The organism is Longibaculum muris, assembly GCF_004343035.1.
GTDB lineage: Bacteria > Bacillota_I > Bacilli_A > Erysipelotrichales > Coprobacillaceae > Longibaculum > Longibaculum muris.
In genome coordinates this window covers 20,805-46,895 of record NZ_SMCQ01000024.1, presented here as the reverse complement: position 1 = coordinate 46,895, position 26,091 = coordinate 20,805, and the positions used below count along the sequence as shown (strand labels likewise).

At 29.4% G+C, this 26,091-nt stretch carries 34 protein-coding genes and 2 pseudogenes; 12 read left to right on the top strand and 24 right to left on the bottom strand.

The genetic code is table 11. From position 1 onward, the window contains the following. The 7 genes and pseudogenes from EDD60_RS13205 to EDD60_RS16495 form a co-directional block, all read right to left on the bottom strand. Positions 1-226 (bottom strand): annotated as a pseudogene (locus EDD60_RS13205) (hypothetical protein); the annotation flags it as partial. A 205-nt stretch (positions 227-431) separates the two neighbouring features. Next, a complete protein-coding gene (locus tag EDD60_RS13200) occupies positions 432-674 on the bottom strand; it encodes a stage VI sporulation protein F (protein ID WP_066444538.1) in 243 nt (80 codons plus the stop codon). A 32-nt stretch (positions 675-706) separates the two neighbouring features. Next, positions 707-1,714 (bottom strand): NAD(P)H-dependent glycerol-3-phosphate dehydrogenase, encoded by a 1,008-nt coding sequence (locus EDD60_RS13195; RefSeq protein WP_066444545.1) that lies wholly within the window; start codon positions 1,712-1,714, stop codon positions 707-709. A gap of 1 nt (position 1,715) precedes the next feature. After that, complete coding sequence (gene der, locus EDD60_RS13190) at positions 1,716-3,023, bottom strand: ribosome biogenesis GTPase Der (protein WP_066444547.1); 1,308 nt, start codon at positions 3,021-3,023, stop codon at positions 1,716-1,718. 15 nt (positions 3,024-3,038) lie between these two features. After that, a complete protein-coding gene (gene cmk, locus EDD60_RS13185) occupies positions 3,039-3,698 on the bottom strand; it encodes a (d)CMP kinase (RefSeq protein WP_066444548.1) in 660 nt (219 codons plus the stop codon). A 40-nt stretch (positions 3,699-3,738) separates the two neighbouring features. Next, complete coding sequence (locus EDD60_RS16500; RefSeq protein ID WP_243646689.1) at positions 3,739-4,044, bottom strand: hypothetical protein; 306 nt, start codon at positions 4,042-4,044, stop codon at positions 3,739-3,741. After that, a complete protein-coding gene (locus EDD60_RS16495) occupies positions 4,041-4,403 on the bottom strand; it encodes a hypothetical protein (RefSeq protein WP_243646688.1) in 363 nt (120 codons plus the stop codon). Before EDD60_RS16495 ends, EDD60_RS16500 begins: the two co-directional genes overlap by 4 nt. 109 nt (positions 4,404-4,512) lie before the next feature. Between EDD60_RS16495 and EDD60_RS13175 the strand changes: the two genes are divergently transcribed. Then, the gene (locus EDD60_RS13175; RefSeq protein WP_066444553.1) at positions 4,513-4,695 is read left to right on the top strand and encodes a ferredoxin; all 183 of its coding nucleotides are present in this window, start codon (positions 4,513-4,515) and stop codon (positions 4,693-4,695) included. Between the two features lie 33 nt (positions 4,696-4,728). Here EDD60_RS13175 and EDD60_RS13170 read toward each other — a convergent pair whose 3' ends face one another. The 5 genes from EDD60_RS13170 to EDD60_RS13150 form a co-directional block, all read right to left on the bottom strand. Next, complete coding sequence (locus EDD60_RS13170; protein ID WP_066444556.1) at positions 4,729-4,944, bottom strand: hypothetical protein; 216 nt, start codon at positions 4,942-4,944, stop codon at positions 4,729-4,731. Positions 4,945-5,063: 119 nt separating this feature from the next. After that, positions 5,064-5,807, bottom strand: coding sequence for a pseudouridine synthase (locus EDD60_RS13165; RefSeq protein ID WP_132226489.1), 744 nt, complete (start codon positions 5,805-5,807; stop codon positions 5,064-5,066). A gap of 42 nt (positions 5,808-5,849) precedes the next feature. Beyond that, positions 5,850-6,359 (bottom strand): spore maturation protein B, encoded by a 510-nt coding sequence (locus EDD60_RS13160; RefSeq protein WP_066444559.1) that lies wholly within the window; start codon positions 6,357-6,359, stop codon positions 5,850-5,852. After that, positions 6,352-6,921 carry a hypothetical protein gene (locus EDD60_RS13155; protein WP_066444562.1) on the bottom strand — a complete coding sequence of 190 codons (570 nt, stop codon included), beginning with the start codon at positions 6,919-6,921 and terminating at the stop codon, positions 6,352-6,354. Before EDD60_RS13155 ends, EDD60_RS13160 begins: the two co-directional genes overlap by 8 nt. Next, entirely contained in the window at positions 6,914-7,927 is a 1,014-nt protein-coding gene (locus EDD60_RS13150) for a D-alanyl-D-alanine carboxypeptidase family protein (protein ID WP_066444563.1), read from the bottom strand. The genes EDD60_RS13155 and EDD60_RS13150 overlap by 8 nt, the downstream gene beginning before the upstream one ends. A gap of 112 nt (positions 7,928-8,039) precedes the next feature. On the opposite strand from EDD60_RS13150, the gene EDD60_RS13145 reads away from it, so the two are divergent. Next, a complete protein-coding gene (locus EDD60_RS13145; protein WP_066444566.1) occupies positions 8,040-9,038 on the top strand; it encodes a LacI family DNA-binding transcriptional regulator in 999 nt (332 codons plus the stop codon). 5 nt (positions 9,039-9,043) lie between these two features. Here EDD60_RS13145 and EDD60_RS13140 read toward each other — a convergent pair whose 3' ends face one another. Continuing rightward, positions 9,044-9,571 carry a DUF5662 family protein gene (locus EDD60_RS13140; RefSeq protein ID WP_066444573.1) on the bottom strand — a complete coding sequence of 176 codons (528 nt, stop codon included), beginning with the start codon at positions 9,569-9,571 and terminating at the stop codon, positions 9,044-9,046. 108 nt (positions 9,572-9,679) lie between these two features. Between EDD60_RS13140 and EDD60_RS13135 the strand changes: the two genes are divergently transcribed. Next, the gene (locus EDD60_RS13135) at positions 9,680-10,051 is read left to right on the top strand and encodes a hypothetical protein (RefSeq protein WP_066444576.1); all 372 of its coding nucleotides are present in this window, start codon (positions 9,680-9,682) and stop codon (positions 10,049-10,051) included. 22 nt (positions 10,052-10,073) lie between these two features. Here EDD60_RS13135 and EDD60_RS13130 read toward each other — a convergent pair whose 3' ends face one another. From EDD60_RS13130 to EDD60_RS13115, 5 genes and pseudogenes are all read right to left on the bottom strand, one after another. Next, complete coding sequence (locus EDD60_RS13130) at positions 10,074-10,349, bottom strand: DUF6429 family protein (protein WP_066444835.1); 276 nt, start codon at positions 10,347-10,349, stop codon at positions 10,074-10,076. Between the two features lie 20 nt (positions 10,350-10,369). Continuing rightward, a complete protein-coding gene (locus EDD60_RS13125; RefSeq protein WP_066444579.1) occupies positions 10,370-10,840 on the bottom strand; it encodes a hypothetical protein in 471 nt (156 codons plus the stop codon). Next, positions 10,837-10,971 (bottom strand): annotated as a pseudogene (locus EDD60_RS16755) (DUF3990 domain-containing protein); the annotation flags it as partial. The gene EDD60_RS13125 and the pseudogene EDD60_RS16755, both read right to left, overlap by 4 nt. Positions 10,972-11,079: 108 nt before the next feature. Further along, positions 11,080-11,190 carry a DUF3990 domain-containing protein gene (locus EDD60_RS16490; protein ID WP_243646687.1) on the bottom strand — a complete coding sequence of 37 codons (111 nt, stop codon included), beginning with the start codon at positions 11,188-11,190 and terminating at the stop codon, positions 11,080-11,082. A gap of 15 nt (positions 11,191-11,205) precedes the next feature. Further along, on the bottom strand, positions 11,206-11,763 hold the full coding sequence (locus tag EDD60_RS13115) for a Sir2 family NAD-dependent protein deacetylase (RefSeq protein WP_066444582.1): 558 nt from the start codon (positions 11,761-11,763) through the stop codon (positions 11,206-11,208). An 886-nt stretch (positions 11,764-12,649) separates the two neighbouring features. On the opposite strand from EDD60_RS13115, the gene EDD60_RS16750 reads away from it, so the two are divergent. From EDD60_RS16750 to brxF, 7 genes are all read left to right on the top strand, one after another. Next, positions 12,650-12,763, top strand: coding sequence for a DUF4368 domain-containing protein (locus EDD60_RS16750; RefSeq protein ID WP_082787337.1), 114 nt, complete (start codon positions 12,650-12,652; stop codon positions 12,761-12,763). 1,057 nt (positions 12,764-13,820) lie between these two features. Then, positions 13,821-14,438, top strand: a complete 618-nt coding sequence (locus EDD60_RS13105; protein ID WP_066444586.1) for a TetR/AcrR family transcriptional regulator — start codon at positions 13,821-13,823, stop codon at positions 14,436-14,438. A 48-nt stretch (positions 14,439-14,486) separates the two neighbouring features. Next, a complete protein-coding gene (locus tag EDD60_RS13100; RefSeq protein ID WP_066444589.1) occupies positions 14,487-15,263 on the top strand; it encodes an SDR family NAD(P)-dependent oxidoreductase in 777 nt (258 codons plus the stop codon). 18 nt (positions 15,264-15,281) lie between these two features. Further along, on the top strand, positions 15,282-16,457 hold the full coding sequence (locus EDD60_RS13095) for an MFS transporter (protein ID WP_066444592.1): 1,176 nt from the start codon (positions 15,282-15,284) through the stop codon (positions 16,455-16,457). Positions 16,458-16,475: 18 nt separating this feature from the next. After that, a complete protein-coding gene (locus EDD60_RS13090) occupies positions 16,476-17,321 on the top strand; it encodes an SDR family NAD(P)-dependent oxidoreductase (protein ID WP_066444595.1) in 846 nt (281 codons plus the stop codon). Between the two features lie 604 nt (positions 17,322-17,925). After that, the gene (locus EDD60_RS13085; RefSeq protein ID WP_066444598.1) at positions 17,926-19,335 is read left to right on the top strand and encodes an ROK family protein; all 1,410 of its coding nucleotides are present in this window, start codon (positions 17,926-17,928) and stop codon (positions 19,333-19,335) included. A 115-nt stretch (positions 19,336-19,450) separates the two neighbouring features. Continuing rightward, entirely contained in the window at positions 19,451-19,879 is a 429-nt protein-coding gene (brxF, locus tag EDD60_RS13080; protein ID WP_066444601.1) for a BREX-3 system P-loop-containing protein BrxF, read from the top strand. Between the two features lie 21 nt (positions 19,880-19,900). On the opposite strand, the gene EDD60_RS13075 is transcribed toward brxF, so the two are convergent. Next, positions 19,901-20,092 carry an alpha/beta-type small acid-soluble spore protein gene (locus EDD60_RS13075; RefSeq protein WP_132226488.1) on the bottom strand — a complete coding sequence of 64 codons (192 nt, stop codon included), beginning with the start codon at positions 20,090-20,092 and terminating at the stop codon, positions 19,901-19,903. Between the two features lie 46 nt (positions 20,093-20,138). Continuing rightward, positions 20,139-20,666: a tRNA (mnm(5)s(2)U34)-methyltransferase gene (locus EDD60_RS13070; RefSeq protein WP_066444605.1), complete on the bottom strand. Its 528-nt coding sequence runs from the start codon at positions 20,664-20,666 to the stop codon at positions 20,139-20,141. A 13-nt stretch (positions 20,667-20,679) separates the two neighbouring features. Here EDD60_RS13070 and EDD60_RS16745 point away from each other — a divergent pair, with 13 nt between their 5' ends. Next, the gene (locus EDD60_RS16745) at positions 20,680-21,282 is read left to right on the top strand and encodes a DUF2238 domain-containing protein (protein WP_082787334.1); all 603 of its coding nucleotides are present in this window, start codon (positions 20,680-20,682) and stop codon (positions 21,280-21,282) included. On the opposite strand, the gene EDD60_RS13060 is transcribed toward EDD60_RS16745, so the two are convergent. Next, positions 21,194-22,816 carry a B12-binding domain-containing radical SAM protein gene (locus EDD60_RS13060; protein WP_066444611.1) on the bottom strand — a complete coding sequence of 541 codons (1,623 nt, stop codon included), beginning with the start codon at positions 22,814-22,816 and terminating at the stop codon, positions 21,194-21,196. The two genes, EDD60_RS16745 and EDD60_RS13060, sit on opposite strands and share 89 nt — an antisense overlap. A 37-nt stretch (positions 22,817-22,853) precedes the next feature. Beyond that, positions 22,854-24,113 (bottom strand): M15 family metallopeptidase, encoded by a 1,260-nt coding sequence (locus EDD60_RS13055; RefSeq protein WP_066444613.1) that lies wholly within the window; start codon positions 24,111-24,113, stop codon positions 22,854-22,856. 163 nt (positions 24,114-24,276) lie between these two features. Here EDD60_RS13055 and EDD60_RS13050 point away from each other — a divergent pair, with 163 nt between their 5' ends. After that, a complete protein-coding gene (locus tag EDD60_RS13050) occupies positions 24,277-24,549 on the top strand; it encodes a hypothetical protein (protein WP_066444616.1) in 273 nt (90 codons plus the stop codon). 33 nt (positions 24,550-24,582) lie between these two features. Here the strand turns inward: EDD60_RS13050 and EDD60_RS13045 are convergent, their stop codons facing one another. Then, a complete protein-coding gene (locus EDD60_RS13045; protein WP_066444619.1) occupies positions 24,583-25,242 on the bottom strand; it encodes an ABC-2 transporter permease in 660 nt (219 codons plus the stop codon). After that, on the bottom strand, positions 25,239-26,090 hold the full coding sequence (locus tag EDD60_RS13040; protein WP_066444621.1) for an ATP-binding cassette domain-containing protein: 852 nt from the start codon (positions 26,088-26,090) through the stop codon (positions 25,239-25,241). Before EDD60_RS13040 ends, EDD60_RS13045 begins: the two co-directional genes overlap by 4 nt. Between the last annotated feature and the right edge of the window lies 1 nt (position 26,091).

The window sequence follows — 26,091 nt, the reverse complement described above, 5'->3', positions numbered from 1 at the left end:
GACAAGATATCAATGATAGAGGAAGATGGGCAAAACAACCAAAACTGGTGAAACTTAAACTAACATTTTTGGTGAAATTTATATTGACATTAACAACATCTTTCCCTTCAAAAAGCATGGCATTGATGATATCGGCAAAATGGGCCTTGACCTTAAAGAATCCTCTTAAAATCTTATCCTGTTTGGACTGTTGTTGTGGTTCTTGATATGTAAGCGTATTTATCATATAGATTTTCCTCCTTTTTATAGTTGAGAAACTCTAAGGAAATATAACCCCTATACTTATATATACGCTTGCAAAGTCTCATTTTTCTTCTTTTTAAGGCAAAAAAGTTGAAAAAGTTTATTGATACACTCTTATTATAGCACAAAGCAAACATTTATCAATTGCTTAAAGCATATTTTAAAATAAAAAAGAGTCCTCACGGACTCTAAACCAATTTATCAATATCTTGAGGTATTTGGTTATTTTGAATAATAGAAATAATTTTATTCATTTGTTCAGGTTTCACTTGTTTATTTGTCATTTTTGATATCTTATAAACAAATTCCTTGATATTTCTTTCATCATTTAGATCTTTCGTTTGTAAATCACTTGCAAGCGAAAGAATATCCTGTTTAGAAACATGTGTTTTACTAGAAACCTTATCCAGTAACTTATCTTGTTTATCCACTTTTATCACCTAAGATATTATATGCTTTTTATTTATAATTGTTCAGATTTTAAATCACGATTCATCAAAGAAGCAACAACTTCTTGAGGAGAGGCATTTTTATATAAAACTTCATAAACAGCATCAACTATTGGTGTCTCAATTCCATAATCATGACTCATGACATCATCATGAATGACTTTACAAGTTCTTACTCCCTCACAAGTCTTTGTATTATGTGTCATAAAATCCAGTGCTCGATGACTTTGACCAATTTCATATCCTGCCTGAAAGTTTCTTGAATGAACAGATGAGCAAGTTACAACAAGATCACCAATTCCAGTCAAACCAAAATAAGTTTCTTGTTTAGCCCCTTTAATCATCCCATATAGACTCATTTCATGAAGTCCTCGCGTAATTAAAGCTGCTCTCGTATTATCACCATAACCAAGTCCAGCAATCACCCCAGAAGCCACAGCAATAACATTTTTATATGCCGCACCATATTCAGCACCAATCTCATCGTTTGACGTATACACTCTAAAATAATGATTAGAAAATAATTTCTGAACATCTTTAGCTGTAGTCTCATCCAAAGAAACCGAACAAACAGCAGTTAATATTCTTTCCACCACTTCTTCAGCATGAGATGGACCAATTAAAGAAACAACCGGATTGATTTCATCTTCTGTTAAAACACTACGAATAGTATCTGACATACGCATATTCGTATTCATATCAAATCCTTTGGCTGCATTAATAATTGTCACTTTTTCTTTTAAGAGTGGCTTGATTTTTTGTAAAGTTTCTCTAACAAATTGCGTTGGAATAGTAATTAAAATATAATGCGCATCCTTAATTGTCATTTCCAAAGAAGAAGTAGCTACAATAGTTTCTTCTAATTGCACATCTTTAAAATACTTATAATTACAATGTCTGATATTGATATCATCAATTTCATCTGGATTAATTCCATACAACATCACTTGATGACCATTATCATTTAAAACACGAGCAAGCCCTGTTGCCCAACTCCCTGTTCCTAAAATTGCAACCTTCATATTAGTCCCTCTTTCTACAAATAATATGTATTGGCGTTCCTTCAAAACCAAACGCATCACGTAAACGATTTTCTAAATAACGTTTATAACTAAAATGTAAATATTGAGGATCATTAGTAAATAAAACAAATGTTGGTGGACAAATACTCACTTGATTAGCATAATAAATTTTTAATCGACCACCATTAAATGTTGTTGTTGGATTCATTGTTTGTGCATCAATTAAAACATCATTCAAGACACTTGTAGAAACACGTTTATGACTATTAGCATAAACTTCCTGAATCATTGGTAATAACAAATCAACACGTTTATTTTCTTTAGCAGAAACAAAAACAATTGGAGCATAATCTAAATACTTAAATTGTTCACGTAATTCATTTTCCATCTTTTGCATTGTCTTAGAATCTTTCGCAACCAAATCCCACTTATTAACAACCAGAATAACTGCTTTTCCTGCTTCATGAGCATTTCCAGCAACATGTTTATCTTGTTCAATAATACCTCGATCACCATCAATAACAACCAAAACAACATCACTTTTTTCAACTGCCGTTAAAGCACGTAAAATAGAATATTTTTCAACACTTTCATAAATCTTTCCTTTTTTACGCATTCCTGCTGTATCAACAACACAATATTTTTGACCATCTTTTTCAAAAGCTGTATCAATCGCATCACGCGTTGTTCCTTCAACATCAGAAACAATAACACGATCTTCACCTAAAATCGCATTTGTTAATGAAGATTTTCCAACATTTGGTCGCCCAATAATTGAAAAACGAATAACATCTTCCTCTTTTTCTTCTTCAACTTGAGGAAGCAATTGAACAATCTCATCCAAGATATCACCAATTCCAATCCCGTGACTTCCTGAAACCGCAATTGGATCACCTATTCCAAGACTATAAAAATCATAAATACTATCCTTAAAAGCTTGATCATCAATTTTATTAACCGCTAAAATAATCGGTTTATTTGATTTTTGTAACATTCTTGCAACAAATTCATCTTCCCTTGTTACACTTTCACGACCACTCACAACAAAAATAATAACATCTGCTTCTTCAATAGCTATTTGCGCCTGCATCTTAATTTGTTCTGTAAATGACGCATTTGCTAACTCAATTCCTCCCGTATCAATTAAACGAAACTCTCTTGTTAACCAAGAAGCATTTGCATAAATACGATCACGGGTAACTCCTGGAATATCTTCAACTATCGAAACTCTTTCTCCAACAATACGATTAAAAATCGTTGATTTTCCTACATTTGCACGCCCAACTATCGCAACAATTCCTTTGCGCATACCTTCACTTCCTTCCTATATTTTACTTTCAACAAGTTCCATAACGCGACTCACAACTTCTTCTAATGACATTTCAGATGTATCTATTTCAATCGCATCATCAGCCTTTTTTAAAGGTGAAATCTGACGATTCATATCTTGTTCATCACGCATTGCAATTTCTTTTTTAATCGCTTCTAAATCAGATGCCATCCCACGCTCCAAATTTTCTTTATGACGACGTAATGCACGACATTCAATACTTGCAATTTGATAAATCTTTAATTCAGCATCTTTTAAAACAACTGTACCAATATCACGACCATCTAAGATAACCCCACCACCTTGAGCCATCTCTCTTTGTTTTTCTACTAAAAATTCTCTCACTGCCTGATATTTTGATACAATACTTGCTCCCATTGAAACTTCATTTTGACGAATAGAAGATGTTACATCTTCACCATTCAAATAAATTGTTCCCTCTGGTTTCATTTCTATTTGCATATTTTTTAATAAATCACTAACCGCTTTTTCATCTTCAAAAGCCAATCCCTGTTTTAAAGTCGCATAAGCGACACAACGATACATAGCTCCTGTATCAATATAAGTATAATTTAATTTTTTGGCAACCATTTTAGCAATAGTACTCTTCCCCGCAGCCGCTGGTCCATCAATCGCAATTGAAATTTTTTTCATTTTCTTATCCTCCTTAAAAAACTAAGGTTTCCCCTTAGTCTTAAAATAATAACTGTTTTACAATAAAGAAAGCTAAAACTATAAAGACAACAATAAAGACAATAATGACATAATTCAAGACAGTCACAACTTTACTTTCTTCTTCCTCATCATCATCGATTTCATCTTCTATTATAGCTTGTTTTCTTTTAGACTCTACTGTCTTTGTTTCTTCAACAGCCTTTTCTCTTTTTGGTTTCTTTTGATTCTTCATCAAATCTGCAACCGTTAAATCTTCTTCAAATTTTCTTAATTCTTCAGCATCTTCTTCCGGTGACATTGCTGCTAATTTTTCAAGTAATGTCATTTTTTATGTGGTTCTTCAATATCTTCTTCAACATATCCTCCATGAGCCGGAACATGTTCTTCTTGTTTAATTTTATTTAAAATATCTAAACGTGTGTTATATTGTTCTTTACCAACATTCACTTTGGCTTCATTTAATGCCACACGAACTTCTTCATTATCTTTTTTTAGAGTTTCATAAGATAATGGCTCCATTAATGTATCATCAAGCTTTGGTTTTTCATCGCGAGGTAGAAAAGCCAAAAAGTCATCATCATCTTCATCAATAGCTGGAACACTTTGATGTTGATTAATCGCAACTTCTTCTTTCATTTCTTCTCTTAAATCTTTATATTTGTTAATTCTTGTTTGTTTTTCCATTCTTATCACCTCATTCATTATAACATAACTACAAAAATTATAAAATAATCTTTAAAAATAAATCCAATTAGTTTATAATAGGGTTATAACGAAATAGGAGGAATAAAAAATGTATAAAGTAAATGAAACTTGCATCGGATGTGGAGCATGTACTGGTGTATGTCCAGAAGTATTCGATTTAAATGATGATGGATTAGCTGAAAACATTATCGGTGAAGTACCTGCTGAATTAGAAGCTGCTGCTCAAGAAGCTGCTGAAGCTTGCCCAGTTGGTGCAATTGTTAACGAATAGTATTGAAAAAGATCTCGCTTTTGAGATCTTTTTTTATTTTTTTAAATCTGTTTTATAAAAATTCATTTCATTTTCAATCAATCTTTTTTTATCATCACTTTGAGGTTGTTTAAAAAAAGTAATTGTATGACATTTGTTACACCAAATAAAATGAATATCCTCCAATTGTTTATATTCAATAAAAGGCTCCTTTGCCCCACAAATTCCACACATATTTGCTTTTTGTTCATCTAAAACCACACTACGCATATTTCATTATACCTCCTTGTTTATCATTATAACCACTATTTTATTGACTGCAATAAACTTCACCATACAAATTTCTACAAAAAAAGAACACCTCTATAAAGATGTTCTATAATCTGACATTATCTTGTCAATTGAGTATTCTTTTTTGCGATTGCCATGTTCTTTAATTCTTTCACTTCTTGTGGCTTTAAGATACGATAACGTCCTGGTTTTAATCCTTTTAAATTAATTCCACCAACTTGCACACGATGTAACCTTTTCACATTATGCCCCATTGTTTCAAACATTTTCTTAACTTGACGATTTTTACCTTCAACAAGTTTAATCATTAACATCGTTGTCTTATGTTCATTATCCTTACCAACAACTTTAATCTTACATGGTAAAGTTTTCACTCCTTCAAGATAAATTCCCTTTTCTAATTTATGCAATGTTTCACCATTAACAAGTCCTGTAACAGTCACTTCATAAACCTTTTCTAAATGGGATGAAGGATGCATCATTAAATTAGCAAATTCTCCATCATTTGTCATCAATAATAAACCTGTCGTATCATAATCTAGTCGACCCACTGGATAAATTCTTTCCTTAACATCAGAAAAATAATCAATAACAGTTTCTCGACCTAATTCATCATTCAATGAACAAATACATCCTTTAGGTTTATAGAAAACATAATAAACTTTGTTTTCTCCTTCCAAGGCTTTATCATCAACTAAAATCAAATCACCTTGTTTCACCTTAAAGCCTAATTCACTAACGACTTCACCATTGACTTTGACTCTCCCTTGGCGAATGAGATCTTCTGCTTTTCTTCGTGAAGTTAACCCACTTGCCGCAATTGCTTTTTGTAGTCTTTCCATAGTCTCACGTCCTTTCGTATCCATTATACACAGATTTTTAAATTAAACAAACATTTTTAAATAAATCATAATAGCAAAGACAACCGAAAGGAAATCCATTGTTAAACCAACCCATAAAGCATAGCGAGTATCTTTCATTTTAATCGATGAAAAATATAAAGCAACGACATACATGGTTGTATCACTCCCACTTTGAATTAGTGAAGCCAAAAGACTTAATGGATGATCAACGCCAAAAACTTCATAAAATGAATATAAAAACGAAAGCGATGCATTTGCACTTATAGGACGTAGAAAACCAAGAATAAAAATATCAATGGGTAAATGTAATGATTGAATAAGCGGTTGAAATAAAGAACTTAAAACTTCTATTGTTCCACTACTTCTTAACAGTTGAACAAATAACATAAATGCCATTAAGGTTGTAAATATTGGTTTTAATAAAGTTAAAGCATCTTTTACACCATCAATAAATAATTCAAACATAGAACAACGTTTAAAAAGACCATCGATAAAAACAATCAATAAGAAAATAATTACAATTTTATTCATGATCAATCACCCTTTGTAATAACAGACCTATAATAATAATGGTGATTGAAATTATTAACATATATGGATAAAAAGCATATAAAGATGTTGACCCCATTTGTTTACGTAACATAATTAATGAAGATGGAAATAAGCACAGACCAGCCGTATTAACAATAACAAGCGTCAACATTTCTCGACTTGGTTTATTAGGATGAGGATTTAATTCATTTAAACGTTGAAATGCTTTAATTCCACTTAAAGTGGCTAATGAACCTAAGCCTAATAAATTAGCAACAACATTGGATGAAAGATAAGCATAAACATTATCTTGTTCAAGAATAGGACCATAAATCAGACGTAATAATGGTTTCAATAAAAAAGCAAGATAATTCATAAAACCCGAGTGTTCAATAATATTCAAAAAGCCACCCCATAGACAAGCCGAAAGAATAACACTCATTACTAAATCAAAAACAACATATGGCGTATCCATCATCGCATTCATCATATCTTCTTCACGATGTAAGAGTAAGCCAATCAATAAAAAGATGACAACACACCATTTCCATATCTTAGCCATTGACAAATTCTCCTAATAAAATAAGCCAATAACGAAAGATTGTCTGAATCCCATTTTCTTTTTGAACTTGATAGATTTTATCTTTTGAAACATAAACACTTAAAATATCATCGTCTTGTTGCAAAGTTGCTTTGGTTTGATCTTGACCACAATAATATAAATCTTTATCAATCAAAAAAGAGTGTCCATGATATTGATAAATGCCTTTTGGTAAAACCAATATCTTTTGATATTTTTCAAAACATTCTTCATATTTTTTTTGATGAAATTCAAAATCATTCCCACAATTAAATGTCACAATCACCAAAGAAACATCATTCTTAATAGCCCGAGTCACTAAAGTTCGCTTAGCTTTTTTTGTAAAACCAGTCTTTCCCCCAACACAATATTCATATTCTTTTAACAAACGATTTTTATTCTGCCATGTTCCTCCTCCATCTTCACGTTTATAACTTTCTTTCATAACAATATCATTAAAGATTGAATTTTGACTACAATAAGACATTAACAAAGCCATATCATAAACTGTTGATTGATTTCCTGCATCTTCTTCATCTAAACCTGTTGGATTGGAAAAATGAGTGTGAGTCATTTTTAAAGCTTGTGCTTTTTCATTCATCATTTTTACAAAAGTTGCAATATCTCCACCAACATTTTTAGCAATGACATTAGCTGCATCATTCCCACTTCTCAATAATAATCCATGAAGTAAATCTCTTAAATTTATATGGTCGCCAATATGTATATAGACGCCACTTCCCCAAGCCTGATTCACTTCTTCGCCTATTTCATATTCATCATCTAAATTGCCATTTTCAATTGCTACAATGGCTGTCATGATTTTTGAGATGGAAGCAACACTTTGTACATAGTCTTGATTTTTCCCTTCTAAAACAGTTTGATTATAAGAATCCATCACAATATAAGCTTTACCCTGAAAATCAACAGCTTGAACATTAATGATAGAAAAAAGCAAACACAAGAAAATACATAGATATTTTTTCATTATATCACCAGTTTTAATATATGTTTTGAATATCAAGTTATGACTGTTTACTTTTAGTAAATATTGATTTTAATTTTACTAAATGATAGAATGGTACTAAGGATGTGAGAATATGGCTACAATTAAAGATATTGCTAAGCTTGCTGGGGTTTCGAGTGCAAGTGTTTCAAGGATTTTAAACAATGATATGTCATTAAATGTTCCCTTAGAAACAAGACAGAAAGTTTTTGATGCCGCAAAGCAATTAGGATATGTCAAGAAAAAAAGAAAATTTGATGAAACTGTTATGACGATAGGAATTATTCAATGGTTGTCTCCAATTCAAGAAACTGAGGACCCTTATTATTTATCAATTCGTCAAGGAGTTGAAGAATTTTGTTTTCAAAATAAGATTGTTATTAAAAGAGCATTTCGTACAGATATTGATTATCTTGCTTCTTTAGAAGGGATTGAAGGACTTGTTTGTATTGGAAAATACAGTCATAAAGATATGGATATTTTTAAAAAGATTTGTCCTAATTTAATCTTTTTAGATATGAATATTGATCCGATTCATGAATGCAGCATTGTTTTAGATTTTAAGAATGCTATGAAATGTGTTATTGAATATTTAGTTTCTTTTCAACATAAGAGTATTGGATATCTAGGTGGTAAGGAATATACTGATAGTGAACTTTATCCAGATGTAAGAAAAAAATATTTTATTCGTTTTTGTGAAGAAAACAACATAAAATATCAACCTTATATAAAAGAAGATGCCTTTTCAATTGAATCAGGTTTTACAATGATGAATGATCTGATTCAAGCTCAGCAAGTTCCTTCAGCTATTTTTGCTGCTAGTGATCCAATTGCGATTGGAGCCTTAAGAGCCCTACATCAAAATGGAATGAAAGTTCCCCAAGATGTTTCTATTATTGGCTTTGATAATATTGATACAGCTAATTATACATCACCGCCTCTTACAACGATTTTTGCCCCAACGTTCGATATGGGATATATGGGAGCAAGAATGTTATTTGATGCGTTTAAACGTAATGAAAATATTTCACCTGTACGTATTCAATTACCATGCTTTTTAATTGAAAGAGAATCATGTACAAAACGAGACTGAAAAAATCAGTCTCGTTTTAAATCATCTCGTGAATTAATATAATCAATTGTTGCATCCAATCCATGATCATCTAAATAATAAAGTAATTTTTCTAATAATGCTCGAGAATCAGGATGCATGATATATGTATGTTTTCCTCGTTTATAATAAGCTAAAGGAAATTTATCTGAATAATTCTTCCCTTGATATGTCATACTTGCAGCAACGCGATCGCAAAACATTTCTAAAACATAACGTTTTGGCATTCGGGCTGGAAGTAATCCTTGTCGAGTAAAATCTACCCAAAATTCCCAATGATGTTTATTTCTACCTTTATGATGTAGCCAAGCAAGTGAATAGCCTTTATCTTCACGTTCAACAGAATTAGGCGATTTTGTTCCCTGATAATATCTTGCTCCAGTCAAAAATTCACAGGGTGCATATTTTGACAAATCATGCAATAATCCTTGTTTATATAAACCTATACGAAAACATAATGTCATAACTTTGATTTTATGCTTAGTTATTGTTCTAAAATGTCGAATTGCTTTCATTTTTCTCACCAATAATGAGTATACACCTTTTTTTATTACTAGTAAATGTCTTTATTTTTTTTAAAAGCGTGCTATAATAGTGTTCGTAGTCAAATGGAGGTGCAAATAATGCCTATTAAAATAGATATTCATGCTAATGTCAATGATTACGATTTAACAATTGAAAAATGTTCAGAAATTATATCTATATTACAAGATACTTATCGAAATATTCGTAAAGAAATGTATAATCATTTTTTAGGTATGCGAAGTTTAAAAAAAGCAATTATTTTTGCGATGATATTATTTGTCTTATACTTTTTAAGTGATGACTTTTTCTTCGTTTATTTGATGCCTATTTCTGTTATACTTTCGTTAGTCTCATCAATCATTAGTGCTGAATACTTAACATCACAAATGAAAAAACAAATCTGTCAACAACTACAACACTACAAAAACAAAAGAGACAGATTATTAAATGATCAAAAAATCAAGGTTTAATGCCTTGATTTTTTTGTTCAGATTATTTTTTCCAATCATCAATATGATATTTTTCTAATAATTTTTGTGCTTCTGCTAATCCTTTTTCGCTAAAAGTAACAGATTTTGTTCTTGATGGATGTTTTCCATCAAAAACGTATTCATTATCAACTAACTCATTAATAACATGAAAACTATATCCTTTCCAAGTTGAATAATACTGGGCATTATAAAAATCTTTTTCTCCAGTAAATCTTGAAAGATACATTAACATGAGTGTTAATTCTTTCATAGCTTCCTCTGGGTTGATCTTATCCATTAAAATCATTCCTTTCTAAATTAAAATCCACCTTCATTGTATGCTCTAGCAATAACATATGATGGTTCATAATATGCACTACCATTATAGTTATCAATTGTTTCGCAAATTTCATTATTGTAGACACGAATGATTCCTGAAACATAATCTTCATTAGGCAATGCTGTGTCAACAATTAATCTTGAATAAACTTTTCCCATATCTAATTCTGTAGGAATTTTATCACACAATTCTCGATTAACAAGAGTAATATCAAAATCCCCTTTTTCCAACATATAATCATTGATCCAATCTTCTTCAACTTGTTTTGGATTTGAACTATGCAATACATTTGCTACACTCATTAAATGATAGAGTTCATCATATCCAATTGTATTGACTACATATTTATTGTGTTGATGAAGTTTTCTTGCTACTCGTTCAATCATGTAACAGACAAAAAACAAATCATTTTCAGTAATTGCTTCATCTTCAAAATATTTATTTGTCATAGTGAATAGCTCCCTTCGTAACTGATTTGCTTTAAAGCTGCTTCAGTGCAAAATACAATTTGATGAGTTGGATACTTGAACTTTACCAATTCCCAGAATGCTGTTCTAGAAATATTATCTTTTACAAAGTCTTCAACATAATTCTAAATTGTATCATCAGCCATTGGTACTTCAACAATATCATAATCATAAATATTGACAATATGAGCATTTCTTTTTGTAATAGCCCAACGCTTTGCCTACTTTTCAATAACTGTATAATAAAAACCATACCCGAAATCTTTATAATTCCCATTCGTAAAAATTCTTGGTTCCTCTACAATCACACTACTTCCATAATACAATTTCATGATGGACACCCCTTCTTACTTTTTTATTAATTTTTCTAATACAATTCTTACATTATGAGCAGCATCTTCTTGTATTTCAATAATTCTTGCTCCTCTAGATTTAGCGACTTCTCTTAAATCACAAGCAATCGCTGTATGAAATGAACATCCAACTACAATAAAAATATCATCAGGATTTAAATCATAAACCATTTCATAGGCTTTTTGATAATTTGGGGCTGGATCACCATATAAGACTGGCTTATTATATAAAGAATAAGCCTTGTCCATCTCATCATCTTCAGGTAATCCCCCATGTAATTCCAAAGCATCACTTCCAGCAAGTTTATGTAATCCATCTATATTCATTGTAATGATTGGAATCTTATATTCAGCCAATGCCTTATGAGCATCATTAGGCTTTGCTCCATTCATATTTGCTTTTAATTGTCTAATCACTTCATTATATTCTTCATGATGTTTTTCAGCATAACTTCTAAATAACTTTTCTCTGACATCCGGTCTTTCCATAAACGTTGGAATGTTTGACTGTTTTGATATTCCTGCTCCAGTAAATGCAATTATTTTCATCATAATCATCCTTTCTTAATTAACACATTTTATGTTCATTAATGACCTTAACTTCTTCATCATCAAACAGAACAACTAATATTGATATTCTTATCATTTCCGTAATAAATGTTTTCAAAGCATTAAAAATTTCAACATCTTCTTGTTATTAGCATTACATAACACAGTTACTCCTTTAAATTTTTGATCAATTGAAATTAATGTTGATATTACTCCTACAAAAATAGAAACAATATAATTCCTATCATTTAATTGTTCTATATCTATTTAATATTTTTCTAATGTATCTACCAAAATATTGTAAGATGAATCTTTTTTTATTAATTTTTCAACATATTGCATTTTCCTATAGTCTTTTAAATTATATATTGGAAAATTTCATTAATACTTCATTCATATACATATATGTTAGATATTTTTGAGTATTATTAACAAACTCAAAATCTTTTTTTGATAAAACCCTTCTATTCATCCAAAAATAATCAATTGTAAAATATCTATCTCTTGGTTATTCTCTAATTCAGCTAAAGCAGATAATACTTTCGTGCTAGGATATTACGTTGCACCTCTTTCAATCTTCTTAATTACTCCAACCGTCATGCTAACTGAGATTGAGTATAGCTATTCTTAAGTCTCAAGGACTTTATGTAATCAGCAAAAAAACTAAAAATCTCCTTTCTTCATTATCAAGTAAACTTTTATCGCACTAAATGCTGATATTTAGTATATCTTACGATAAATTAATTTTAGAAATACTAAATAAACATATTCTATGTGATTTTATTATACCCCCAGATAGGAGGTGAATACAATGAGAATCGGTGTTAACTTTATAACTTATCAAGATTTAGCTAAACAAAATGATAGTATGCATAATATCAGTTAATGGATTAGTCTTATTGAAAGATGCAAACATATTAGTGATCTGAATTATGAGTTAGTTCATAAATTAATATCTAAAATCATTATCCACGAAAAAAGTTACTCAAGAAGGAACTATTAGTCAAAAAGTTGAAATTGAATATGCATTTATTGCCTGTGTAGAATAGTAATGTAGTATATGAGTAGGGAATGACAAACATCAACCATCTATTATGCTAAATCTAAATTCAAAATCTCCCCCTATTTTCTAAGACAAAAGACAAACAAGGTATACTTTCAAACAAAAATAATATTAATCAAGTAAATAAATGATGGTTATATTGTAGAGGCCCCTAATCTGATTAACAATAAATCGTATACAATCATCAACAACAATCCAATTGCCTAAGTTAATGATAAAGTTTATAAATTTTTAGAAAAAGAAAATTCGGTAGTTAAAGACTTTCCATTAAAATAAGTTTATAATATAGGTTAATCCAGAAGTAATCTTTTTTTACAAATTAAAATTTATTGGCTTATAAAAGATTTTTGACAATGTTTTTAAAGGAGTGTCAAAACCTATTAATAGATGAATTTTAAAAAAAGAATTATTATCATTTTAGATGGAGGGCTCATATATGGAAATTGAGATGAAAAAAGCTATAGCAAATGCTGATTTAACACAGCAACAAGTTACTGAGAAAATTATTATTTCAAGGCAAACGATATCAAATTGTAAGAATTGAAAATCTTTGTCAGATATTATTAACATTATAAATTTAAGTGACCTTTATCAAATCAGTATTGATAAATTATTGAAAGAAGACAAAAGAATGAAAGAGAAACTGAAAAAAATGAAATGGTTGCAAAAATAATAAGATATTAATATCAACAACGACAATTATGATTATTGTGGTTGCAATATATTCAACAAACATTTTTGTGGGTAATGCATTCTGTGACTTCTTTACTAGAGATATATTATGGGTAGTTGTTGCATTTACTATAACTTATATGAGTCAAAAAAGTTCTTATTATAATAAGAGTAAGAAAAGATTTAAATCAAAAATATGATTGAAAAATATTGAGTATTAAATAATAAAATCAATTTCTCTTTTCATTTTATAAAAAATATATCTTTAATAGATGAGCCAGTGTTATACTGTTTTCAAAATACTTTATAGGAGATGAAAGAATTAATGGATACAAAATCAATCTTAGCTTATGGGTTATATGATCTTTTAAAAAATAAGAGTATAGATGATATTCGTGTAGAGAAAATTTGTGAATATGTAGGATTAAGTAAGAAAACTTTTTATAATCATTTTAAAGACAAATATGATTTAGCACAATACTTATATGATAAACTTGTTTCTGAAACCATTTCAATAAATGATTATTATAAAAAATTAGCAAAAGGTGATGAAGGACTTAATAATACTGATTTATTATCAATTCCGATTCTTCATGATATTTTCTTTGTATTAAGAAGCACTCATAAAGAAATAAGTTCTAATCTTGTATTATCAAATGATTATAATTCACCACAAAATTATTTTTATCGACAATCTATTCAAGGAAGAAAGAATATCTTACTAAAAAGATTAAAACAAGCTCATCGACATCTTGATCAAGATGAAATAGATATTGCTGGAAAAATATTATATTTGATTAGTCAAGAATATTTTCAAAGATGGGATTCATTGTATGATGATGATTTACCAGTTGAAGAAATTAAGAAGTTAATTGAGTTGAGTAATGATATGATTGAATTTTTTGTTCAAAGAGGAAACGATTCTCATTTTCGTAAATTGTAAAAATATGAACTTCCTATCTATAATAAAAGATAGAAGGAGGATAAAAATATGAAACGATTTGAAGAAAAAGTTTTCTTAGATTTTGGAACAGCTTCAGGAATGGGTAAAGCTACAGCGCAATTATTTGCAAAAGATGGTGCAAAAGTAGTAATAGCTGATCTTCAAAACAGTCAAGGAGAAAAAGTAGTTCAAGAAATTATTGCTGAGGGAGGTGAAGCCATATTTATACCTGTTGATTGTACTCAAGAAAAAGACATTATCAAAGCAGCTGAACAAACAATACAAAAATTTGGATGTATTGATATGATGTTGTATCAACCAGGTGCAGGACATAGTGCTTTAATATTAGATGATGATATTGATTCATGGAAATGGGTTTTTGAATTGAATGTTTTCGGAGCTGCAAGAGCTATTAAGTCAGTTGGAAAATATATGAAAGAACAAGGAAAAGGTGCTATAGTTGTTACATCTTCCATTAACTCATTTGTTCCTGTGAAAGAAAATGCTGCCTATTGTTCATCGAAAGGAGCAATCGCACAACTTGTAAAAGTTGCTGCAATGGAACTAGGACCACAAATAAGAGTCAATGCAATTAATCCTGGTTTAACAGATACACCTTCTATTAAAGTTCTTACTCAAAATTATAACGCATGCCAAGTTGCTTATAAAAACATTGTTATGGAACGTTTTGGTAAGCCTGAAGAATTTGCTACAACAGCAAGATTCCTATTATCTGATGATGCTTCATATATTACAGGTGTAAGTTTAACTTGTGATGGAGGAATTAGTCTTTATGGTTATCCTGATTTATCTGAAGTCTTATAGGATGGAGGCATAGGAAAAATGAAGGACTCAAAAATATCAGGTTCAGTATTAGCTATTTGTGTATTGTCAATTTATATTTTACAATGTATCACATCTGGCATCAATCCAGCTCTAGCAAGTTTAGGAGAGTTATACCCTGATGTTTCTTTATCAACAATTACGATGGTTTCAACAATCTGTATGTTAGCTAGTATGCCGGGCAATTTATTAAGCGGTACATTTGTCAAAAAGATAGGGTTTAAACAAACAATGTTTATTGCATTTGGCTTTGCACTCGTAGGTGGTTTGACTCCCTTTTTTATAGAATGTCATATTTATGTTTTAATATTTTTAAGAGCTATGGTTGGCTTTGCGTATGGGATTTTCATGCCTATGGGAGCTTCTTGTATTTCAGCTTTTTATCAAGATGAAAAAAGATCAAAAATGTTAGGATATGGATCAAGTGTATCAGGACTTTCTTCCATGATTATTATTTTAATAGGTGGATGGCTAGTCAATATTTCTGTTAGAATGATGTGGTTATATCATTTAATAGTCTTATTGCCAATGTTTTGCGTAATGATTATGCCTACTCCTCCACAGCAAGATGAAATATCCCAAAAACAAAAAGGTATAAATTGGAGTCACGATACATGTTTTTTCATTATTGCACAAGGTGTTATTATCTTTTTCCTTTATCCTATTCTTGTCTATATGTCCAATATTATTGTTACAGAAGGAATGGGAAGTTCGGTAGATGCAGGCTATGTATCTTCTGTTCATTCGTTTGCTTGTTTTATTAGTGGTTTTGTTTTTAGCTATTTGTTAAAAATATTTAAAAAACGTCTTTTTGGAACAACCCTACTATGTATTGCTTGTGGTTTTCTTTGTGTAGCTTTAGCTGAAAATCTTCTTTTGCTTTATATAGGTAATGTCTTATCCGGATTTGGATATATGACCTTTGTTACTTATTGTATGGACTCTCTAAGTAGAGTTACAAAAAGTTCTCAATTATCAACTGCGTTGGGTGTAGGTTTTGCTTGTTCTACAATTGTTCCTACTATCTCTGTATATGTTTTTTCTTTCATAGGACAATTTATGAACATATCAGATGGAAATGTTCGTTATATGTTTATAATTAGTTCAATTGCATTTCTAATGTTTGGTACTTTTTTCTTTTTACGCCCAAGAAAAGTTATGTCAGAAAATATTTAATGGTACTAGGAGATAAGGATGAAAGATTATTTAAATTATAAAGATAAAATATGTGTTGTTACTGGAGCGGCTTCAGGAATAGGGAGATGTCTATGTGAGGAACTGATTCATTTAGGAGCAGAAATATATGGCTTAGATATTATTGATCCCCAAATGAAAGGTATACATTATATAAAAGTTAATTTAGAATTTCAAAAATCTATTGATGAGGCTTTTGAACTTATTCCTGATAAAATAGATAAATTATTTTTAGTAGCAGGAATTTCAGCAGATAAAAGATTCTCTTTTGAAACAGTATTCCATGTTAATTTTACTGCAAACCAATATATTTTAGATTATTATGCTTTAAAAAAAATGAATTCAAATGGTGCAATTGCTATTATATCTTCAATGGCGGGTGTTTATTGGAAAGAATACATATATGAATATCAAAATATTGCAGATATGAATGGCTGGGATGCTGTCAATGTAGAGTTAGAAAAATTGAATAAAAAGCATATGGTAGATGGTGCTTCATATATTTTATCTAAAAGAGCAATTATCTACCATGCTATGAAAAAAATAAAAGTATTTGGAGAACATAACATTCGTATCAATGTTTTATTGCCTGGCAGTACTTTAACTGCTATGACAGAAAAAATGATTGCTGATGGATTGAAAGAAGAATTATTAAAGACAGATGGTGTTGCAGGACGATTAGCAGATGTTCAAGAGATGGTAAAACCATTGTTATTTTTAAATAGTGAAATGGCAACTTTTTTAACTGGCAATATTTTATTAGGTGATTTTGGATTTTATATGATGGATTATGTAGGTATACAAAGTAATGATCATTATTATGATTTTTCAGTATTTAAAAAATAAAACACTTGAAAACTCGTAATGGTTATTACCCTAGTTAGAAAAAGAAAATACCTAAATTAAGGAGAGGATTTGATAATATTAAGAATTAATCAATAGAATCATTTTCTCTTTTCAATAATATTAATAAAGATACTTTAATTTAATTAGTGAGACTAAATAATTTTAGATGGAGTTTACCCTCACATTAAGATTACTGGTGGCCTTTTACTCAAAGAGTGAAATCCCACCTTTTCATTTTGTTATGCTAAGGATATAGAAAGAAAAAAGGATAATAATCTCCCCGACCAAAGTTTGATTAATTATCCTGTTTCATTGAACAATATGATAATAAAAATTTCTAAAAAATTCAAGATAATTAATCAAGAAATATATACTAAATTTGTAAACTATAAAATATTTCATCTTATTCTTCCGTTAATTGTATTTGATTTCATTGATAAATTAACACATGTTATTTTTTTATTGATTATCTTTCTTAATTAGATAAAATAATCTCACTCTTTTTAGTAAAAAGAAATATTTTTGAAAAAATTTTTTCAAAAACAGTAAAAATCATTAAAAAATATGTATTTCACTTTATAATGATACTAAGAGGTGATGAATTATGGATGAATTCTTAAGGGATATTCATACAATGATTTTTAAGGAATGGATTTTAATTCAAGATCAATCACATTGTCGTATTCATTTAGATGAAAAACATGATAATATTATTGTGATTGAAACAAATTATAGTTATAGTGAAATTATATTTAATCGTATGAATATCATTGAACTTAGTGTAACAAATACAACAACTCAAGAAATTGAATTCTATCTTCACTTCCAAATGAAAACAATGAAACATGCTACTGAGTTATTTAAAGAAATGATGGATAATATTCAACAACTTGTTGAAAAACCAAAGATAAAAATTCTTTTAAGTTGTAGTGGTGGTTTAACAACATCTTATTTTGCTTCTAAATTAAATGAAGCGAGTCAATTATTATATTATAATTATGAAATCACTGCAATTGGATACAATGAACTTTTTAATGTTGGTGATCAATATGATATTATTATGTTAGCTCCTCAAATTTCATATATGCATGCAAAAGTTCAAGAAATTCTAAAGGAACAAATTGTTATTAAAATACCTCCGCATGTATTTGCAAAATATGATGTAGCTGCAACCTTAGCTTTAATTCAATCGGCTTTAGATAAAAAACAAAGTCGTAAAGATCAAAGCAGTGCAACACCTCTACCTTTACAAATTGCAACCCACAATAACACAAAAATACTTTCATTATCCATTTTTAGAAATAGTTTAAGAGTTCATATTGCTTATCGTTTATATGATGAACAAAACACTATCCTTTTAGATAATGAAATTATTAAACCAACAACTTGTATTCAAGATTTATATGATGTCATTGATACCGTTCTTTTACAATATCCTGATATTCATACTGTAGGTATTTCTATGCCTGGTATTATCAATGATGGTTGTATTGTTTCAGCAAATGTAAATGGTTTAGAAGATTGCAATTTATTATCTTTATTAAATGCACGTTATCAACAAACCTTTGTTTTTGGTAATGATGTCAATACAGCTGCGGTAGGTTATTATGCTTCACAAAAAAAATATACTTCCCTGGCATTTCTCTTTCAACCAAGCAATTATTTTTCTGGAACGGGTATTATTATTAATGGACAATTAGTTAGAGGACGTTTTCATTTAGCCGGTGAAACTCAGTATTTACCAATGGATCTTTCTAATGATCGTATTTCTTTGGCTAAAACTCCTGAAGGAGCTTTAGAACTAGTTGCTAAAACAATTACAAGTATTGTCAGTATGGTGAGTCCTGAGGTCGTTATTCTATGCTGTACCATGATACCGCATATTCAGGAATTAAAAAAAGAAATGGAAAATTATCTACCAAAACAATATATTCCTGAAATTATTAAGGTTGATGATTTACAAGAATATACATTACTTGGACAATTGATTCTTTGTATTGAAGAACAAAAATAATGCAGTTTTATTGCTGCATTTTTCTTTTTCAAAAATCTTTTCTTTATTCGTAGAAAACGCTTACAATTAATGCTATAATAAAGACAGATAAACATATAAAAAGGAGAAGATAGCAATGGATATGAATAAGAAAATAGAGGAATTAAGTGATGCTCAACATAAGCTTTTACTCATTATTGGTAAACCAGGAAGTGGAAAATCTAAATTAATTCGTGAATATAGTCAAGAAACAGGCGTTCCAATTGTTGATTTAGATAAAATATTTACCCATACACCTAGCGAACAATTAATGCATGAAATGAAAAATTTCTTATCAACTTATCATCAAAAAGTATTATTATTAGATAATAAAAAAATTCTTTATGCAAAGAATAATAAAATTGATTTATTAGCCTTCTTAAAAGAATTAAGTGAAGATATCACTGTTGTTGCAACTTGGAATGGAACAATTGAAGATGGTCAATTATTCCATTTCTGTAAAGATGCCCCAGAAGATTTAATTTACTCTGTATCTCAGGGTGACTTTAAATACATCTTATGTTAATAAATAAGCAGGAAACCCTGCTTATTTATTTTGTCTTTTTAACTGTTCTTCTCCTAGTTCTACAAGTTTTCGCGTAATCGTACCACCAACAGAGCCACAAATATCACACATTGCTTCACCTTGATGATGAACACCATCAGAAATTTCAAATTTCATTTTATCAATCTCTTTCTTGGCTTCAGGAACAAGTAATCGTTTTGATCTTGAACTCATGGTTTTTCACCTTCTTTCAAGATTAGTTTGAAACAATTCAAAATGATTATACTGACTTTTTTTGTATTTCAATCACATAAGGAGCTTGATTTTTATTTAACATTTTATAACTTGAAACATTCCATTGATGGCTATCTAATTGACAAACATAGTCATCTATCCATAAACTTTCTTTATAACCTTCTTCATGTCCAGGATAAACAACAATAAATAAAACCTGTTGAACACTAGCAAGTGCTTTTTTAATAGCCATTTGCGTTGTTTTTAATAAGGTTGTCACATGATGATCAGCTAAAGGTAAATAGCCTAAATTAAAAATACCAATATCAAAAGAAGTGATATATTGATCCATATTTTGATGTCCATCTAAAATCAATTGGACATTATTTTTTTCTTTTAATAACTGTTTAGTTTTTTCAAGCGCTTCTTTTTGGATATCAAAAGCATAAACATATGAACAATAATCAGCTAAAAAAACTGTATCATGACCATTCCCCATAGTAAAATCTACACCTATTAAATCTTTAGGATATGATTGTATTCTTTCATGAACATAATCCACCATCGATAACATTTTTCTTTCCTCCATGAATAAATTCATTTATTTTTTCTATAATAGAACTATGAAAAAAATATATCAAATAACTTTAACCATTTATATCTTAACTATTCTTTATATTGGATTCACACACTTCCAATATACACTTTTCATTTCTGTAATTTTATTAGCTCCTCTTTTGTTTGTTAAAAATAAGCTTTATCAAACAGAATATCTCATTTATGTTTATCTTACTCAAGTATTAGGAACAAGTTGTCAATTTTATAATTTCCCTTACTATGATAAATGTATGCATTTTTTATCCGGTGCTATTTTTGTTATTTTGGCTTATTTCACCTTAAAAAATCACATTCCAGAAAAGAAATACCTTTATCTTATGATGAACTGTGTCGAAATGGCAATCGCTTTTTTATGGGAAGTTTTTGAATACAGTGGCTTGATTCTTTTTAACTATGATGCTTCAAGACACTATACAACCGGTGTCCATGATACCATGCAAGATATGATATTCTCTTTTATTGCTGGACTTATCATTTCTTATGTTATTTATAAATATCCATCTTACATTGATAGTCTTTATAAATCACCACAAGATAACCCTCCTGTAATTTCTCAACAATCGCATATCTAAACAACAACTCTTGATCAAGTTGGTATTTTTCAGCTAAAGTCCTAATCACTTCTTTTCTAGAAGTTGCACTTAAAGTTGGTTGATACCATCTTTTTGGTTTAACTTTAAATAAGGATAAATAATCTTGAATCAGTAATTCATGATAATCATCTGATAAATATTGATCTAAGTAAATAAACAATTCATCTAACTGATAACCTATTTTTTTATAATGATGATCTTGATAAAAACAAGCGAACTGATAGAAAAAATCAAATGGTGAAGTTTGTTGGTCCATCACTTTATTCATTGTTCTTACAAAACGTCCACTATTCCAATATTTTTCTAACATATCTTCAGCCATATGAATCTTTTCAATATCTGCTTTTTTCATCCAATGGTTTTCTATCATTTCATAAGGCGGTTCTGCTTGATAAACATAACCATAATCTTGTGCATCATGGCGTAATGAAGTTCCTCTTAATAGTTTTAAGAAACCTAATTGCAATTCTTTAGCCCGAAATGCAAAGACTTCATCAAATGATTGAGCAAAGCGATTATAATCTTCATAAGGTAGTCCGGCAATTAAATCAAGATGCAAATCACATTTTCCATCCTTCATTAATTGTTGAACAACATCACTTAATCGTTCAAAGTTTTGAATTCTCTTAACTGCACGATTGGTTGGTTCATAGGTTGATTGAATACCAATTTCAAATCTTAATAAATTCTTAGGAGCTTTCTCTTTAATGAAATCAATAATTCTTTGATCTAAAACATCAGCATTAATTTCAAATTGAAATTGTTGTCCTTCCTGATAGTTTTGAAAAATATAATCTAAAATCATAATTGCATGTTTTGCATCAGCATTAAAACTACGATCTAAAAGTTTAATTGTCTTAGCTCCACTATGACAAATAATATCTAATTGTTTCTTTAAATAATCTTCACTAAAAAATCTTAAACCTTTTTCTAATGAAGAAAGACAATATTGACATTGAAAAGGACATCCACGACTTGTTTCAAAATATAAAATACGTTTAGCCATATTCGCTTGATCTTGTTTTAAATGATAAGGTGAATCTAATGATTCTACATAACTTAAATCTACCATTGCAACTTCATTTGTCACATGACCTAAATAGCTAACACCACTTATATTCTTATCCAAATCCTTTTCAATAGCTTCTAATAACATTGGAAAAGCTTTTTCTCCTTCTCCACTTATTACATAATCAATAGCATAATTTTCTAAAAAATAAGCTGGTTCATAAGTCACTTCTGGTCCACCTAAAATAATACAAAGCTGTGGTTGTCTTTGTTTTAACATTGAACAAAGTGACTTGATATATTCAATATTCCAAATATAACAAGAAAAAGCCAAAACATCTAATTTCATTGATAATAAATCATCAACAATATGTTCTAAAGAATCTTTAATTGTATATTCTTTAAAATCAATATCAAATTGATGATAACAAGCAACATATAATAATCTTAATGATAATGATGTATGAATAAATTTAGAATTTAAAGTTGTAATTAATGTTTTCATATCTTTCTCCTAAAAATAATCTAGGGAAATCCCTAGATTATTTATTTTCTTTAATTTGTGGAATAATTCCTTCATATAAACAATATTCTTCTAACAGCCAATTATTGTCATGCATTGTCTTTGCTGCTTCTTTACCTACATATCTAAAATGCCATGGTTCATTTCTAATCCCAGTAATATTTGATTTATCAAGTGGGAAACGTAAGACAAAACCAAAACGATAAGCATTCTTTTCAACCCATTTTCCTTCTTCACTATCACCAAAAACAGCGACATCACCTTTAGCTTTCTTTTGAATGACACTTGTACTTGTTAAATCAACACTTAAACCAGTTTGATGTTCACTTGCTCCTGGAAGGGCAACTAAACTTGCTGCTGTGATGGCATCATATTTCTTGAAATAATCATCATATGTTTTCTTTTGATCTGCATATGAACGATAAGCACTATTAATTGCTAATTCATAGCCTAAATTCTTCGCTTCTTTTGCCATTTCTTCTAATGCTTTTGCAGCTTCTTTACGCATTTTTGAATTATCACAATCAGGTGCCACTGGAATATTAGGTTGAACTAAATCTTTTGGCACATATGTATCAGCTAACTGAAATCCTTTTTTAACCAATGTTAAAATATCATCAGGATTTTGGATTGTATAACTTCTTGTTACTTTATTTTCAGAAATAATGAAAGGATATGTTGTTGATAATACAGCATAGTTATAATTTTGTTTTTGTGCATATACTTTCATATACTTTTCCATATCTTGGAAAGCAAAACCTTTCACTTGCATATAAGGTTTAATTTGATCATAAGTATATTGCTTTGTAATCAAATAATCTAAATCATCAATACTGGCAGTTTCTAAGACTTTCCATATTTCATCATCACTATAACCTAAACTTGTTAATTTAGATGCTTGATTACTAAAAATCTTATCTACTGTTGAAACAACAACTTTAACTTTTAAATCATCATGGATTGTATAATATTCTTCATACTCATCATAGAATTTAACATTTTGACTTGTTTTAATCCAATCTTGAATATGTGTCATTTTATCATGTGATAAAATTTCTGAAACTTGCTGACTATCTAAAGATAAAATATCATTTTGTTGACCAAATGAATAACCTTTAAACATTAACTTAATACGACTTAAATTAAACCAAATAACAATGCCTACGACAACAACAATTGCCCCTGCAATTATTGCAATTCTATCCCAACGTACTCTTTGTCTCCTTGAAGATGAATACGAACTATAATAAGTATATCTTTTGTTTCTATTAAATCTCATAATCTACCTCTTTTCTTTGCCCTTATAGTTTATCATAAACGTTTTCATAATTCTACATTTTACACAAAAATTCCGATATTATTCCATCTATGTGTTCACAATTATATTGCAATCTTTGGCTATTTATGGTATTTTAAATGATGTATATAAAGGAGGTTTCTCTATGCATTTTGTCATTTGTGCTTTTATTGCACTTATTTGCTTAATAACTGCAATTTTGTTTACAGAAGTATTCCCAAAATGGTTTAAAGCAGTCCTTGCACTTATTGGTGCTGCAACTTCTGGTTACGCACTTGCTATATTAATAAGAAAGATTGCAATCGTTTCTAAGGCTTATGCTAAACCTGAATTATGGTCAACAGCTGGAATCTGTGCTGCAGTCATGCTTGTTATCATTATTATTGCAACTTTTGTTTTAAAAAAGAAAAAAGCATAAAAAAACAACTTCATGAAAAAGTTGTTTTTTATTTTACAATTCTTTTTTGTACATAATTTTAAGGCTAATACGATATGAGATGAATCCAACAATAATAACTACCCCAATCATAATAACAATTATTTGAAATAAATCTATTTGTGAAATCATACGCATTAAGAAAGTTAAATCTATATCAAAAAGTTTTACAATACTCATCACAATAAAACCAATGGCAAAGAGAACTCCAACAATTAATGCCATGGCTATATTACCTTTGTTTTGACCAAACTTTAATTGTAAAGGTAAAACGCATTGTATCATGATGACAGCACATAACAAAATCATAAAACAAGATAACAGCCAATCAGATAAAGAAATTAATTCTCCCTTACCAAGATAAAAACCAGTTGTTGCTAAGAAAGTAGAAACCCATGCAATGAAAAGAAGAATAAAGCCAAAGACATATTTTTCTTGAACATATTTCTTTCTCGTTGTTGGTAGTGTCATTAAATAACTTAACCCATTATTAAATTCATCATAAGTCATACTACTCACCATCATAATAATACTCAAGAAGCTTACATAACTTACTAAGAAGTCCTGACTCATCATATCAGTCACCAAAAAGATAACTGCCATTGCAATAAAGACAACGAAAAATGATTTTTGATTTTTAAGTAATTGAAAATCTTTAATTAATAATCCTTTCATGCTTTTTCACCTCTTATCATCATTGTAATTACATCATCAATTGAACCTTTTTCAATAACTAATGATGGATAATTATCCAAATAATATTGTTTTTGATTTGTTAAACAACAATATCCATAATTTTCTTTACGAAATCTTAAAATATATTGATGATCAAGGGAAGCATATTGTTGTTCATCAACCTTTAAAATAGCATAATCACTTAATAAAACATCCGTATCTTCATGGAGAATAATACTTCCTTTATCAATCATGTATAAATCATCACATAAGCCTTCTAAATCACTAGAAATATGTGAGCTAATCAAGATTGAACATGATTCATCTTGAGCCATATAGTCCCTTAGTATATCTAAAAGTTCCTCTCTTGCAATAACATCCAATCCTGCAGTAGGTTCATCTAAAATCAATAACCTTGCATGATATGATAATGCTAATAGAACTTTCAATTTGGCTTTCATCCCTGTTGAAAAATCTTTGATTTGTTTTTTTAGTGGTAAATTAAATTGTTGACATCTTTGTATAAATTGTTGTTTTTCAAAACGATCATATAAAGCATCCATAATAGGTATAATTGATTGAATTGTCAGATATTCACTGAATCCACTATCAGATAAAACAACGCCAATTTGTTGTTTATATTTCATTGATAAGTGTTGATTAGGACAATCAAAGATTTGAATATTACCATCATCAATTGAAATCAAATCTAAAATAGCTTTAAATGTTGTGCTTTTCCCAGCACCATTTTGTCCAATGAGACCAGTCACACATCCAGGTTGTACGTCTAAAGAGCAATTCAAGGTAAATTGATCATAACGTTTTGTAACATTTGTAAGTTTTAACATT